We start from the raw sequence: 13,435 nt of genomic DNA on the forward strand, positions 1-13,435 counted from the left end.
GCTGAAGCCGAAGCTTCGCGGGCAACGGGCGAATGCAGCTTACTGGCTTGCGCCCGATGCCGGAGCAGCAGCCGAAGCAGCAGCGTCCGAAGCAGCAGCGCCTGCGTCCGAAGCAGCAGCCGTAGCCGAAGCAGCAGCGTCGCTCGCAGCAGCAGCAGCGCCCGATGCAGCAGCTGCGGAATCCGAAGCGGCAGCAGCCGGTGCCGAAGCAGCGGTCGCATCGCTAGCCGGCGCAGCAGCTTGGTCGCTGCTCTTGTTGCATGCAGCCAGTGCAACAGCTGCCAGCAGGGATGCTACGAGGAGGGATTTCTTCATGATCACGTCCTTTTATGGTTAAAGGTAAGCAACAGCGCAAAATAATACCGGTAATGTGCCCCAACACCGACCTTGAGCCGCTGGTGGAGATGCACTGCAAGAGCGTGAATCTTCCCTACGGCCTGGGCGGAAATTATAGGCACTTTCGTATCGACCGTCGACAAATCCGGGGACAATACGTTGTCTTTCTCATACAAGCACTATATTAGTACGGTATAACAGCCCGAAGCGCTTACGCAAGCACCCCTAGCTGTAACCAGCCCGCACAATACCACTCGTGTAGCAACACTGTCACACTCGAATCGTGTGAGAGTGTTACAAAGCGTTTCCCATCCAGCAAGCGGTTATCGGCTAGTTCCGGCAACCACTTCCTTGCCTCTTTGAGCAAGTACTGTTCCCCGTTCAGGTAATACGACCGCGCATCGTAAAGCAGGATTGTCCTGCGGTCGAGTCTTATCCCGTTTTTCGCGGCGCGCGCAACAAAACGGGCCTCGTCGAGGGGCTTTTCGGGGGCGTCGAACACCACATTGGATTTCGGTTCTGAAAGCCAGGAGCCCACGAACGACGACACATCGGCGTCGTCCCAGCGCACTTTAGCAAGCACTGACGAGACGCGCTCCACAAGTGCCGGGGGCAGTTGTGCAGGATGCTCGACAGCGGGCTGATCGGGGTCCTGATAAAGCTCGCGCTTGCCCGTTTCCGCACTCTCCGTGCCGCGTTCGGCGAGCCAATAGAGGAACTGGCTCGTGAGTTCGTCGGTGGAAGGTGAACGAAAGCCGATCGAGCACGTCATGCACTCGCCTTCGGCCACGCCGTCGTGTGCGATGTGGGGCGGCAGATACAACATGTCGCCCGGCTCCAGCACCCATTCTTCTTCCGGCTCGAAATTCGCAAGAATCTTGAGCGGCATACCTTCCTGCAAGGACAGATCGCGCTGCGCGCCGATGCGCCAGCGGCGCGTGCCATGCACCTGCAGGAGAAACACGTCGTAGGAGTCGAAATGCGGACCGACGCCGCCGCCATCACTCGCGTAGGAGATCATCAGATCGTCCAGGCGCGCGTCGGGCGCAAAACGGAAGCGTTCGAGCAGTGCGCGGGCGCGATCGTTGTGCAGATCGGCGCCCTGCACGAGCAGGGTCCACTGGCGCGTTTTGGGTGTGGGCAGTTCATCGGCGGCAAACGGGCCGTGTTCGAGCGCCCAGCGCTTGCGGAAATGCGTGATGAGGCGCGATTCCACATCTTCGCTGTCGGCCAGCTCGAACAGTTCGTCGCGCGTGAGCGGCGCTTCGATGCCGGGTATCGCCTGGCGGATCAACAATGGCTTTTTCTGCCAGTATTTCTTCATGAACTGCGCGGGACTCAGGCCACCCAGCAGCGGCGTGGGCGTATCGGGCGCAGGACATGCCAGGGAAGGGGAGGCGCGCTGCTTGCGGGCGTCCTCCGGGTGCTCAGGGGACCGCTTGGGCATCGTATAATGAGGTCTGTAATCTGGAGAATCGAATGAAAATCGCAAAGGACACCGTCGTGTCGGTCGCTTACAAGCTATCGGATGCGCAGGGCAATCTGATTGAGGAAAGCGACGAGCCGATGGTCTATCTGCACGGCGGCTATGATGGCACGTTCCCCAAGATCGAGGAAGTGCTGGACGGCAAGGAGCCGGGCTTCGAGACCCAGATCCAGCTTGAGCCGCAGGATGCATTCGGCGAGTACGACCCGGAGCTGGTGAAGATCGAGCCGCGTGGCCGCTTCCCGGAACCGCTCGAAGTCGGCATGCAGTTCGAAGGCACGCCGGAAGAGGGCGACGAAGACCTCGACGCGCTCATCTACACGGTCACCGACGTCGCAGAAGACAAGGTCGTGCTCGACGGCAATCACCCGCTCGCCGGCATGGCGCTGCGTTTCTCGCTGTCGGTCAAGGAAGTGCGTCAGGCGACCGAAGACGAAATCGAACATGAGCACGCGCACGGCGCGGATGGCCTCGAAGTCGTCGACGAAGATGAAGACGAAGACGGCGACGAAGCCGATTCGAAGCCTACCCTGCACTAAGCAACACCCGTAGTTCCATGCGCCGGCTCCTATGCCGGCGCATTTCGTTTCAGATTGGATTTCAATCCGCTTTCTTTGTCGCCCCGCTGTTCTGCGGCGATCAGTTCGAAGGCGCGGCGGGCGTCTGCTGCTGAATCCACGGCGGCGGCATCAGCGGTCTTGGCGGCGCAACCGTTTGCGATGCGCTCGATGCCGGCGGCGCGCCAAACGTCCCCGTTTCACTCACGCTACTGCCGCTGGCCGAACTCGCTGCGTTGAGATCGGGCGCCTGCTGCATGCCCGGAATTTCCGTGACATCGGGCATCGACGAAATCTCGGGCATGTCGGGCACGATCGGTTGCGGCTGCGTGGGCAGCAAGGGCAGATGCTTCGGTACGTCGTGAACGCTGACGCGTAGCGGCGTATTACGTGCCATGTCCGCGTCGATCTGCAGCCACTGCGTAAGCGGATCACGCAGCGAAAACGCTACGCGCGTTACGTTAGCAATCCTGATTCCCTTTTCGTTGCGCAACGGCTGCTCGATGGTGAAGCCGCGCGGCAGCCGGGCTTCGTCGGGATTCACGATGACGATCGGGCCGCGGAAGTTATCGGCGAGCTTGAGCAGGCTGCGGCGCAGTTCCGCGTAGCCGTCGCGCGGCGCGCGGTGAAAGCGCAGCCAGGCGAAGCGGTCGTTGCGTTCTTCGCGCTCGGGGAATACGTCGGCCTGCATAAAGATGACGATGGCGCGTGCGTTACGGCGACGCGCAAACTCCGCCGCGTGTTCGAGCCAGAAACCATTGGCGATCACGCGGTCTTCGAACTCGCCGTTGCGCCCGCCCGCGTTCAGATAGTGATTGTTGCCGCTGGGCGCATTGAGCGCGACGAACACCGTGTCACCCACCTGCCAGCGCACGTTTTCGCGATAAGGCCGGAAACGGGAGACTTCGCTTTCGCGCGTGAGTGAAAGCGGCGTCTCGCCGAGCGCCTTGGCATCGGCATAGAAGTTCTGGCGCAGGAAATCGAGCCGTTCGACCGGATCGTAGCCACCGGCGCCGCTGTTGCCGCAAGTGACCCAGTCGCGTTGACCGGGCACGAAGACAACCGGCGCGCGCGATGCATCGAGCAGCGTGTGGCGACGTTCATAGAGACGGTCGAGGCACGATTCGCGCGGGCCTTTGATATTGCCGTCGTAGACGAGAAAGGAGATCTGCGGATCGCGCCCGATCGCGTCGATCAGGCGCTGCAGCGTGGTTTCGTCGCCGGGTTCGGTGACGACGTTCGCCACGACGGCGAACGCGTAGCGCCAGGTGGGCGTTTGCGTGGGTGCTGCGTATGCGTTGCCTGTTAAGGCAAGCGCGCCCGGCAGAAGGAGTGCGGCCAGCGCACGTTGCAGAGCAGGCAAAGCAGAACCGCCGCGGCCATATCGTGATGGCCACGGCGGCGTCGCGAGGCGACGCTTAGCGGCTGGCGTCCGGCTTGCTCGCCAGCTCATGCAGTTCGTACAGGAGGTCGAGCGCTTCGCGCGGGCGCAACTCGTTTGGATCGAGCGCGCGCAGACGTTCGGCAACCAGCGCGGCTGCGGGATCGGCGGGCGCGTCTTCCACGTAGTGCTGCGCGTTACGCGTGTCGTGGTCGCGAGGATCGTCGATCTCGTCGAACGCGTCGATCGATGCAGCGGGCGCGGCGAACAGATCGAGTTGCGGTGTCGGCTGGCCCGCCGACAGTTGCTCCAGATGCACGAGATGCTTGCGCGCCGCGCGGATCACCGCGTTCGGCACGCCCGCGAGCTGCGCAACCTGCAAACCGTAACTCTGGTTCGCCGGCCCTTCGCTGACCGAGTGCAGGAACACGATGCCGTGCCCATGCTCGACCGCCGAAAGATGCACGTTAGCCGCCTGCGCAAATTCCGCAGGCAGTTGCGTGAGCTCGAAGTAGTGCGTGGCGAACAGCGTATGGCAACCGTTGCTCGCGAGCAGATGCCGCGCGATCGCCCACGCCAGTGCGAGGCCGTCGAAGGTGGACGTGCCGCGCCCGATCTCGTCCATCAGCACGAGACTTTGCGGCGTGGCATCGTTGAGAATCGCCGCGGCTTCGGTCATTTCGACCATGAAGGTCGAACGTCCGCCCGCGAGATCGTCCGCCGCGCCGATACGCGTGAAGATGCGGTCGATCGGGCCAAAACGCGCGCGCCGTGCAGGCACGTAGCTGCCCACATAAGCGAGCAGGGCGATCAGCGCGGTCTGACGCATGAACGTCGATTTACCGCCCATGTTCGGGCCGGTGATGAGCAGCAGCTTGCGGTCGGCGTGAAGCGCGCAGTCGTTGGCGATGAACTGCTCGACCTGCGCCTCGACCACCGGATGGCGCCCCTGTTCGATCTCGATGCCCGGCGCTTCGGAAAACTCCGGCGCACTCCAGTCGAGCGCGCGTGCGCGTTCCGCAAACGCGGCGAGCAGATCGAGTTCCGCAAGCGCGGCGGCCACCCGCTGGCAATCGGCGATAAAGGGCAGCAGCGCCTGCAGCAACGCGTCGTACAGACCCTTCTCGCGCGCAAGCGCACGTTCCTGTGCGGACAGCGCCTTGTCCTCGAACGTCTTCAGTTCGGGCGTGATGTAACGCTCGGCGTTCTTGAGCGTCTGACGACGGCGATAGTCGTCGGGCACCTTGTCGGTCTGACCGCGCGTGACTTCGATATAGAAGCCGTGCACCTTGTTGTACTCGACCCGCAGATTGCCGATGCCGGTACGCGTGCGCTCGCGTGCTTCCAGGTCGATCAGGAACTGGCCGCAGTTTTCCGACATGTCGCGCAACTCGTCGAGTTCAGCGTCGTAGCCGCGTGCGATGACGCCGCCGTCGCGAATCATCGCGGCGGGTTCGGGCGCGACCGCGCGCTGCAGCAGATCGGCGCATTCGGCAGGCGGCTCCAGCGCATCGACAATGCGTGCAAGCGACGCGGATGCACCGCCCGCCATGGCGACCTGCTCGCGCAAGACGGGCAGTGCGGCGAAGGTATCGCGCAGGCTGGACAGGTCGCGCGGACGTGCCGACAGCAGCGCAAGACGCCCCGTAATACGTTCGACGTCGGCGATCTGGCGCAACGCGCTACGCAGGGAGTCGACGCTCGCGGGCGGCGGCGCGTCGAGCAGCGCGCCGATCGCCTGCTGGCGCATTTGCGCGATAGCGGCGTCGCGCGGCGGATGATGCAGCCAGTGACGCAGCAAACGGCTGCCCATGGTCGTGCTGCAGGTGTCGAGCAGCGAACAGAGCGTGGGCGATTCCGTGCCGCGCAGCGTCTCGGTCAATTCGAGGTTGCGCCGCGTGGCCGGATCGAGGCCGATGTATTCCGATTCCGCTTCGACCTTGAGGCTGCGCACGTGGCGCAATTGCTGGCCTTGCGTGGCTGCAGCGTAAAGCAGCAGCGCGCCGGCCGCGCCACAGGCGCTCGTGAGCGTCTGCGCGCCGAAGCCGTCGAGGCTTGCCACGTCCATCTGGTCGCACAGGCGCTGCTTGCCCGAGGCGAGGTCGAAGTGCCACGACGGTACGCGCGTGAGCGCGCCCACGCCCGCCGGCGGCGCCCAGCCCGACGATTCCGACGGCATGTCCGCGACCAGCACTTCAGCGGGACGGATGCGCTCGAACGCGGTAGCGACCTGTTCCGGCGCGACTTCGGCCAGACGCAGCGCGCCGCTCGCCAGATTGAGCCACGCGAGGCCGACGTTCACGGTCACGCCGCGCCGGTTGTGGCCGGGGCAGACCGCCATTAGGTAGACGTCGTTTTTATCCGAGAGCAGGGCGGCGTCGGTGAGCGTACCGGGCGTGACCACACGCACGACCTTGCGCTCGACCGGGCCTTTGGAGGTGGCCGGGTCGCCGATCTGTTCGCAGATCGCCACGGATTCGCCGAGCTTCACCAGCTTGGCGAGATAACCTTCGCAGGCGTGGTGCGGGATGCCCGCCATCTTGATCGGATTGCCGGCCGATGCGCCGCGCTGCGTGAGTGTCAGATCGAGCAGGCGCGCGGCTTTCTCGGCGTCGCCGAAGAACAGCTCATAGAAGTCGCCCATCCGGTAGAACACGAGCGTGTCCGGGTGGTCGGCCTTGATGCGCAGGTATTGCTGCATCATGGGGGTGTGTTGCGCGATGTCGCCGGCGCTGGCGGTGTGTGTAGCCATCCTCGGAGTCTTGCTAAGGTTCAGGGCGTGAGTTTAACCCGCGGCGGGGGCGCGTGAACCTGGCCGGATGGCCAGGCGGCGTGCAAATCCTTGTGCGATAGCGTAGGAATGCGCGCCAGATTGACGGGGATTGTGCGTCGATGGTTGTCGGGCGTCGAAGAACTACTCGTCCACCAGCGCCTGCATATCGATCGTGCGTGCGTTTGCCGCACTGCGCCGCATCGCGAGCCAGATCATCCCCGAAACGAACATGCCGAACACGACGATGATCCACTGCACCGGCATCTTCGCCGTCAGCAGCAGCGCGTAGGCGCCGAGCATCAGCAGGACGGCCAGGTTCTGGTTGAAGTTCTGCACGGCGATCGAGTGGCCGGCCGAAAGCAGGGTTGCGCCGCGATGCTGGAGCAGGGCGTTCATCGGCACGATGAAAAAACCCGCGAGCGTGCCGAGCAGCACCATCAGCGGATAAGCAAACAGCAGGTAGAAGGGCATGATGAAGCTGCCGAAACGCACGCCTTCGCCTGGCGGAAACAGGCCTTTGCTGTAGAACGCCATCGCCATGGCCACGACGCCGCACAGCACGCCCACGGGCAGCACGCGCAGCGAAGCGCGCAACGAGACCCACGCGGCCGCAGCGGCCGCGCCCAGCGCAATGCCCAAACCGGTCACGCCCTGCATCACGGCAGCCTTCGAAAGCGAAAGACCGAGGTTGGCGTCGGCCCATTTGAGCACCAGCAATTGCAGCGTGACGGCTGCGCCCCACATCAGGGTCGTGACCCACAGCGCGATCTGCGCGAGCTTGTCGGCCCAGAGCACGTTGAAGCAGTGCGTGAAATCGGAGACGAGCCGGCCCGGCTGCTTCAGACGGTTTTCATAGCGCGCGCCGGTGTCGGGAACGCCGATGTTGATGAGCGCGGCGATTGCGTAGGTGATCATCGTCGCGAGCATCGCGAGATCCGCGGCCGAATGGATCAGCGGCATCGGATGACGCGTGATGAAGCGCTCGGCGTAAGTGGAGACCAGCGCGCCGCCCATCATCGTGCCGACGATCGTCGAAAGCACCGTCGCCGATTCCAGCCACGCGTTGGCCGCCACCAGCTTTTCGGCGGGCAGCAATTCAGTGAGGATTCCGTACTTTGCGGGCGAGTAAGCCGCCGCGCCGAAGCCGACCACGCCATACGCGAGCATCGGATGCACGCCCGCGATCATCATCAGGCAGCCGGTTGCCTTGAGCGCGTTCGAGACGAACATCACGTGCCGCTTTTGCAGTGCATCCGCGAAAGCGCCGACGAAGGGCGCAAGCAGCACGTAGGAGACGGTAAAGAAGATTTGCAGCAGCGGCGTGACCCAGGCCGGCGAGGAAATCACCGTGAGTAGCGCGATTGCCGCGATCAGAAGTGCGTTGTCGGCGAGCGACGAAACGAACTGCGCGGCGATGATCGTGTAGAAGCCTTTTTTCATCGCAGGTAAATCGAAAGATGGACCGGGCGCGCCAAACAAAAAAGCGGCCGAAGCCGCTTGACTCGCCGGGATGGGCGGCCTGGCCGGATCGACCAGGCTGCCACCGATGCGGCGATTGTGACATGGGCGGCCGGGCGCTGCAGTTTTCCCCCGCGCGCCGCCGCCTGTGAAGCGCGATCAGGCTTCCTTCGTTTCCTTCTTGATGCGCGTGTACTTCGAGAGGATCGGCACCATTTGTGCGTAGATCTTCGGGTTGCCCGCGACGACTTCGCCCACGTGCAGGAAGTCCGAATCGCCCGTGTAGTTGCCCACCAGGCCGCCGGCTTCGGTGATCAGCAGTGCGCCTGCAGCGACGTCCCACGGATTGAGGCCCTGTTCGAAGAAGCCGTCCATGCGGCCGGCAGCGACGTTCGCCAGATCGAGCGCTGCCGCGCCCGGGCGGCGCAGGCCGGCGCAGGCGTTGGTCATTTCGGCGAACAGGTCGCAGTAGCTTTCCAGGCCGTCCTTTTCGCGGAACGGGAAGCCCGTGCCGATCAGGCCATCGGCCAGACGGTCGCGGCGGCCCACGCGGATGCGGCGGTCGTTCAGGAATGCGCCACGGCCGCGCGAAGCGGTAAACAGGTCGTTGCGCGTGGGGTCATAGACGACGGCCTGCGTGACGATGCCCTTGTGCACGAGCGCGATCGAGACGCAGTAGTACTGGAAACCGTGGATGAAGTTGGTGGTGCCGTCGAGCGGATCGATGATCCACTGGTATTCGGACTCGTCGCCCGAATCGCCCGATTCCTCGGCGAGGATGGCGTGGTCGGGGTACGCGGTCTTGAGCGTCTCGATGATGGCGGCTTCGGCGGCCTTGTCGACCTCCGTGACGAAATCGTTGTGCTGCTTCTTCGAAACCTGCACGAGGTCGAGATCGAGCGACGCGCGGTTGATGATCTGTCCGGCGCGGCGCGCGGCCTTGACAGCAATGTTGAGCATGGGATGCATGAGCCTGGATATCCTTGTAATCCGGCGCGCGCGGGCAGCGCGGCGCACGGGGGTGCCGAAGATAAGAGCGTCTAACGATTGGACAGGACGCAAGCCGCGCGTTCGAGCTGCGCAGCCTGGCGGAACCTGTCCCGCCAACGGAGACGAATTGGATAAGAGCGGTGCGCGGGAGTCCCGGTGGCCGGTCAATCTTCAGACAAGTGACCGGAACGCTGGCCGAAAAACGCGCGCGAATCTCGTATTTTACCCGAGTCTGGGGCGTCTGGGCTGGCCGTGTACGGGATTACGCGAATGCCTGCGGGACGGGGGCTGTCGTTCGAGGGCCGGCTTACCTCGCCGCTTCCCGCCGTATCCAATAGGCCGCCGTGGCGAGGCGCGATAACATACGCCTTTCCTTACGCCGTTCTTCGAGATTCATCTTGGTGCAGCCCCCCGAATCCAATACCGTTCACGCCGCCGGCGACGCCCACGAGCCGCTGCGCGGCGGTTTCACCTCCACACGCTTCGTGCTGGTCGAACCGAGTCATCCCGGCAACGTCGGCGCGGCGGCGCGCGCGCTCAAGACCATGGGTTTTTCGCGTCTGGTGCTGGTCGCCCCGCGCGTGCCGCAGGTCCAGCTCGATCCCGAAGCGATCGCCATGGCCAGCGGCGCCGACGACGTGCTTGCCGCCGCCCACATCGTTCCGACGCTCGCCGATGCGCTGATCGGCACCCAATGGTCGCTGGCGCTCACGGCGCGCATGCGCGAATACGGTCCGCCGCCCGGCGCGCCGCGTCAGGCCGTGCAGGACGCCTGCCGCCAGGTCGCGCACGGCGATATCGCGCTGGTGTTCGGCAACGAGCGCACGGGGCTTTCGAACGAAGACGTCGAGCGCTGCAGCGCGCTTGCGCATATTCCGGCCAATCCGGCCTATAGCTCGCTCAATCTGGCGCAGGCGGTGCAGGTGCTAGCTTATGAGCTGCGCGTCGCTTATCTCGATGGGGAAGGCGCGGGTCTGGCCTTGCCCGCGGCGGGCGATGGCGCGGCTGGCGGAGCCGGTGCGTCGGGCACGCCGCTCGCCACCAGCGACGACATCGAGCGCATGTACGTGCATCTCGAAAACGCGCTGATCGCGCTCGATTTCCTCGATCCGGCCAATCCGAAGAAGCTGATGTCGCGTTTGCGGCGCCTGTTTGCGCGTTCGGGGCTCGAGCGCGAGGAAGTCAATATCGTGCGCGGCATCGCCAAACACATCCTCATGCTCAAGGGTAAAGGCGGCGCGAAATAAGCGCTGGCGGGCAGCCAGGCGACCAACCTTGCTGCCCGCGTGGACTTCCCGGCTGTCGTGCGCCTTTCGCCTACAATCGATTCCACATCACAAGCAAATCAGCACGGCTGCTGAAGGCGCGCGAGCGTTCCGTCAGGCCGGCTGCGAGCCGTGCGCCGGACTTCCGTTCGCGACGCGCGGCCAGTCTTCCCCATGTTCCCCACGTCCAGCGTGTGACTGCCATGTTCAATAGACTTCGCGAAGATATCGCCACGATCCGCGAGCGCGATCCCGCCGCCCGCAGCGCCTGGGAAGTCTTGACCTGTTATCCGGGTCTGCATGCGCTCGTCCTGCATCGTTTCGCGCATGCCTGCTGGCGGGCAAAGCGCCGCTGGCTCGCGCGCTATGTCTCGCAACTCGCGCGTTTTCTCACCGGCATCGAAATTCATCCGGGCGCGACCATCGGCCGGCGTGTGTTTATCGATCACGGCATGGGCGTCGTGATTGGCGAGACCGCCGAAGTCGGCGACGACTGCACGATCTATCAAGGCGTGACGCTGGGCGGCACGTCGCTCACGCGCGGCGCGAAGCGTCACCCGACGCTCGGGCCGGGCGTGATCGTCGGTGCGGGTGCGAAGGTGCTGGGCGGCTTCACGGTGGGCGCGCAGGCGAAGATCGGCTCGAACGCCGTGGTCGTCAAGCCGGTTCCGGCGGGCGGCACGGCAGTGGGCAATCCGGCCCGGATCATCGTGCCAGCGAAGGCTGCGCCGGAGCAGGCCAAACCGGCATCGGCGCGCGAAGGCTTTTGCGCCTACGGCATCTCGCCGAATGCGGATGATCCTGTCTCGCTCGCCATCCACGGTCTGATCGATCACGCCGCCACGCAAACGCAGCGCGTGGATGCGATCGTCGTCGCGCTGGAGCGCCTGGGCGCGCGTCTCGAAGCGCTGCATGGCGCCGACGCGGCGTTGGTCGAATTGCGTCGTTTGTCGGCCGGTTTCGAAGGCGAGGCGGTGGCGCAGGAAGCCGCAAAAGCGGACGAAGACACGACCACGCACGTCTGATTCGCAGGTCGTTCCCAATACGAAAACAGCCGCTTCGAGCGGCTGTTTTTCTTTTCACGTGGGATGCGCTCAATCGAGCGGCAACATCCTGAATCCTTCGGCATCCACGCGCAGATAGCCGCCGCGCGGCGTGCCGTGATCGAGTTCCCAGTCGGGCAGCACCCAGCGCGTCCCGCCCGGTTCCTGATGACGCGCGGGCCGGTGCGTATGGCCGTGAATGATGGTGTTCGCGCGCGCGCGCCGGAAAAGTGCGGCCACGCCTTTTGCGGTGACATCGTACTTCGCAGGATTGAGCGCGACGGGGCGCTCGCGGCCGGCTTCGCTCTTGCGGCGCATGCGTTCGGCCAGTGCCCGGCGCCCGCGAAACGGCCACGCGAGAAATAGCACCTGCGCAAGCCGGTTGCGCGCAAATTTGCGGAAGAACTGATAGCCGCGATCGTCGGTGCACAGTGCGTCGCCATGGGCGAGCGCGATGCGCGTGCCGAACGCGGTAATGGCGATGGGGTCGGGCAGCCAGATCGCGCCCGCCGCTTTCATGAAGCGTTTGCCCATCAGAAAGTCGCGGTTGCCGTGCATGATGTAGAGCGCGATGCCGCGCTCGGAGAGCGTATGCATCAGCGCGGCCATACGCGCGACGAAGGGTTCGACGAGCATGTCGTCGCCGATCCAGTATTCGAAGAGGTCGCCGAGTATGAACACCGAGTCGGCCTGATCGGCCGACACACGGATGAAGTGTTCGAACGCGGCGACCGTGCGCGGAATCGCTTCGCTCAAATGCAGATCGGAAATGAACAGGAAAGGCCGCGCCGCATGCGGACGTTTGCCCTCGCCGGGCACGCCCGCAGCGGCCATTCCCAAACCCCGTGTCTTTTCCTGCAGCATCGATGAAGCGTGCGCCTAAAGGTTGAAGCTAATGTGCGTCGAGCTTAGTCGACGATGACAGCCTTCTCGATCACGACGTCGTCGACCGGCACGTCCTGATGGAAGCCCTTCGAGCCCGTCTTGACCGACTTGATCTTCTCGACCACGTCCAGGCCGTCGACGACCTTGCCGAACACGGCGTAGCCCCAGCCTTGCGGCGTCGGCGACGAGTGGTTCAGGAAGTCGTTATCGGCCACGTTGATGAAGAACTGTGCCGATGCCGAGTGCGGATCGTTCGTACGTGCCATGGCGATCGAGCCCTGGACGTTCTTCAGACCGTTGTTCGCTTCGTTGTCGATCGGCGCTTGCGTCGGCTTTTGCTTCATGCCGGCTTCGAAGCCGCCGCCCTGGATCATGAAACCGTCGATGACGCGGTGGAACACCGTGCCGTCGTAGTGGCCGCTCTTGACGTACTCGAGGAAGTTGGCGACCGTCTTCGGTGCCTTCTCGGCGTTGAGTTCGAGCTTGATGACGCCGTGGTTCGTATGCAGTTCGACCATGATGGAATCCTTTACCTGTGGCTGGTGGGAATGGGGCGGTGCAGCGCCGGTACGAGGCGGGACGTATTGCCTTCGCGTGTACCGGTGCCGCGCCGCGCGGAGAATGAGGTGAGGCGCTGACTTGCGCCTGTGGGCTTACTTGCCGACGACGTTAGCCGACTGGATCACGATTTCCTTCTGCGGCACATCGGACATCGGGCCGCGCGAGGTGGTGGGCGCCGCTTCGATCTTCTTCACGACGTCCATGCCCTGCGTGACCTTGCCGAACACCGCGTAACCGTTGCCATCCGGGTTCGGATAGTCGAGGTTGGCGTTATCCACGGTGTTGATGAAGAACTGCGCGGTCGCCGAATTCGGGTCGCTGGTGCGCGCCATCGCGAGCATGCCGGCCGTGTTCTTCAGACCGTTCTTGCTTTCGAGCGGAATCGGCGCGCGCGTGGGCTTCTCGACGAAGCTCGTGGTGTAGCCGCCGCCCTGGATCATGAAGCCGCGAATGACGCGATGGAAAATCGTGCCGTTGTACTGGCCGGCCTTCACGTACTGGAGGAAATTGTCGACGGTCTTCGGCGCTTTCTCGGGATAGAGCTCGACGCGAATGTCGCCTTCACTGGTCTTGAAAAGCACCTGCGGATGGGCGGCCTGGCCTTGCGGGGCCGACTGCGCAAAAGCGGGTGCGTTCGCGATCAGGGCGGCGCTGCCGAGCGCCAACATCAACCATTTCATTTGTATCCTCGGAAGTACGG

At 64.2% G+C, this 13,435-nt stretch carries 12 protein-coding genes; 3 read left to right on the plus strand and 9 right to left on the minus strand.

Going from position 1 to position 13,435, the window contains the following annotated elements; translation table 11 throughout:
- Positions 1-39: 39 nt before the first annotated feature.
- On the minus strand, positions 40-315 hold the full coding sequence (locus tag U5A67_RS20490; RefSeq protein ID WP_103703960.1) for a hypothetical protein: 276 nt from the start codon (positions 313-315) through the stop codon (positions 40-42).
- A 232-nt stretch (positions 316-547) separates the two neighbouring features.
- On the minus strand, positions 548-1,783 hold the full coding sequence (locus tag U5A67_RS20495; RefSeq protein WP_205981799.1) for a cupin domain-containing protein: 1,236 nt from the start codon (positions 1,781-1,783) through the stop codon (positions 548-550).
- 32 nt (positions 1,784-1,815) lie between these two features.
- Between U5A67_RS20495 and U5A67_RS20500 the strand changes: the two genes are divergently transcribed.
- On the plus strand, positions 1,816-2,361 hold the full coding sequence (locus tag U5A67_RS20500; protein WP_205981798.1) for an FKBP-type peptidyl-prolyl cis-trans isomerase: 546 nt from the start codon (positions 1,816-1,818) through the stop codon (positions 2,359-2,361).
- A gap of 100 nt (positions 2,362-2,461) precedes the next feature.
- Here the strand turns inward: U5A67_RS20500 and U5A67_RS20505 are convergent, their stop codons facing one another.
- From U5A67_RS20505 to U5A67_RS20520, 4 genes are all read right to left on the minus strand, one after another.
- Entirely contained in the window at positions 2,462-3,742 is a 1,281-nt protein-coding gene (locus tag U5A67_RS20505; RefSeq protein WP_321814500.1) for a hypothetical protein, read from the minus strand.
- Positions 3,743-3,797: 55 nt separating this feature from the next.
- The gene (mutS, locus tag U5A67_RS20510; protein ID WP_321814499.1) at positions 3,798-6,512 is read right to left on the minus strand and encodes a DNA mismatch repair protein MutS; all 2,715 of its coding nucleotides are present in this window, start codon (positions 6,510-6,512) and stop codon (positions 3,798-3,800) included.
- Between the two features lie 162 nt (positions 6,513-6,674).
- Complete coding sequence (gene lplT, locus U5A67_RS20515) at positions 6,675-7,973, minus strand: lysophospholipid transporter LplT (RefSeq protein ID WP_321814498.1); 1,299 nt, start codon at positions 7,971-7,973, stop codon at positions 6,675-6,677.
- A 177-nt stretch (positions 7,974-8,150) separates the two neighbouring features.
- On the minus strand, positions 8,151-8,960 hold the full coding sequence (locus U5A67_RS20520) for an inositol monophosphatase family protein (protein WP_321814497.1): 810 nt from the start codon (positions 8,958-8,960) through the stop codon (positions 8,151-8,153).
- Between the two features lie 419 nt (positions 8,961-9,379).
- Here U5A67_RS20520 and U5A67_RS20525 point away from each other — a divergent pair, with 419 nt between their 5' ends.
- On the plus strand, positions 9,380-10,228 hold the full coding sequence (locus tag U5A67_RS20525; RefSeq protein WP_415767878.1) for an RNA methyltransferase: 849 nt from the start codon (positions 9,380-9,382) through the stop codon (positions 10,226-10,228).
- 221 nt (positions 10,229-10,449) lie between these two features.
- Positions 10,450-11,271 (plus strand): serine O-acetyltransferase, encoded by an 822-nt coding sequence (cysE, locus tag U5A67_RS20530; RefSeq protein ID WP_321814496.1) that lies wholly within the window; start codon positions 10,450-10,452, stop codon positions 11,269-11,271.
- Between the two features lie 69 nt (positions 11,272-11,340).
- Here the strand turns inward: cysE and U5A67_RS20535 are convergent, their stop codons facing one another.
- The 3 genes from U5A67_RS20535 to U5A67_RS20545 all read right to left on the minus strand — a co-directional run bounded on the left by U5A67_RS20535 (position 11,341) and on the right by U5A67_RS20545 (position 13,415).
- Positions 11,341-12,153: a UDP-2,3-diacylglucosamine diphosphatase gene (locus U5A67_RS20535; protein ID WP_205981792.1), complete on the minus strand. Its 813-nt coding sequence runs from the start codon at positions 12,151-12,153 to the stop codon at positions 11,341-11,343.
- A 44-nt stretch (positions 12,154-12,197) separates the two neighbouring features.
- Positions 12,198-12,692 carry a peptidylprolyl isomerase gene (locus U5A67_RS20540; protein WP_205981791.1) on the minus strand — a complete coding sequence of 165 codons (495 nt, stop codon included), beginning with the start codon at positions 12,690-12,692 and terminating at the stop codon, positions 12,198-12,200.
- Positions 12,693-12,827: 135 nt separating this feature from the next.
- Positions 12,828-13,415 (minus strand): peptidylprolyl isomerase, encoded by a 588-nt coding sequence (locus U5A67_RS20545; RefSeq protein ID WP_205981790.1) that lies wholly within the window; start codon positions 13,413-13,415, stop codon positions 12,828-12,830.
- Positions 13,416-13,435: the final 20 nt, after the last annotated feature.

It is taken from the genome of Paraburkholderia sp. J69-1, assembly GCF_905220255.1.
GTDB lineage: Bacteria > Pseudomonadota > Gammaproteobacteria > Burkholderiales > Burkholderiaceae > Paraburkholderia.

Coding starts and splice junctions, on each gene's coding strand:
- cysE (WP_321814496.1), top strand. CDS start 10,450: ATGTTCAATAGACTTCGCGAAGATATCGCCACGATCCGCGAGCGCGAT.
- U5A67_RS20520 (WP_321814497.1), bottom strand. CDS start 8,960: ATGCATCCCATGCTCAACATTGCTGTCAAGGCCGCGCGCCGCGCCGGA.
- U5A67_RS20545 (WP_205981790.1), bottom strand. CDS start 13,415: ATGAAATGGTTGATGTTGGCGCTCGGCAGCGCCGCCCTGATCGCGAAC.
- U5A67_RS20535 (WP_205981792.1), bottom strand. CDS start 12,153: ATGCTGCAGGAAAAGACACGGGGTTTGGGAATGGCCGCTGCGGGCGTG.
- U5A67_RS20540 (WP_205981791.1), bottom strand. CDS start 12,692: ATGGTCGAACTGCATACGAACCACGGCGTCATCAAGCTCGAACTCAAC.
- U5A67_RS20500 (WP_205981798.1), top strand. CDS start 1,816: ATGAAAATCGCAAAGGACACCGTCGTGTCGGTCGCTTACAAGCTATCG.
- mutS (WP_321814499.1), bottom strand. CDS start 6,512: ATGGCTACACACACCGCCAGCGCCGGCGACATCGCGCAACACACCCCC.
- U5A67_RS20495 (WP_205981799.1), bottom strand. CDS start 1,783: ATGCCCAAGCGGTCCCCTGAGCACCCGGAGGACGCCCGCAAGCAGCGC.
- lplT (WP_321814498.1), bottom strand. CDS start 7,973: ATGAAAAAAGGCTTCTACACGATCATCGCCGCGCAGTTCGTTTCGTCG.
- U5A67_RS20490 (WP_103703960.1), bottom strand. CDS start 315: ATGAAGAAATCCCTCCTCGTAGCATCCCTGCTGGCAGCTGTTGCACTG.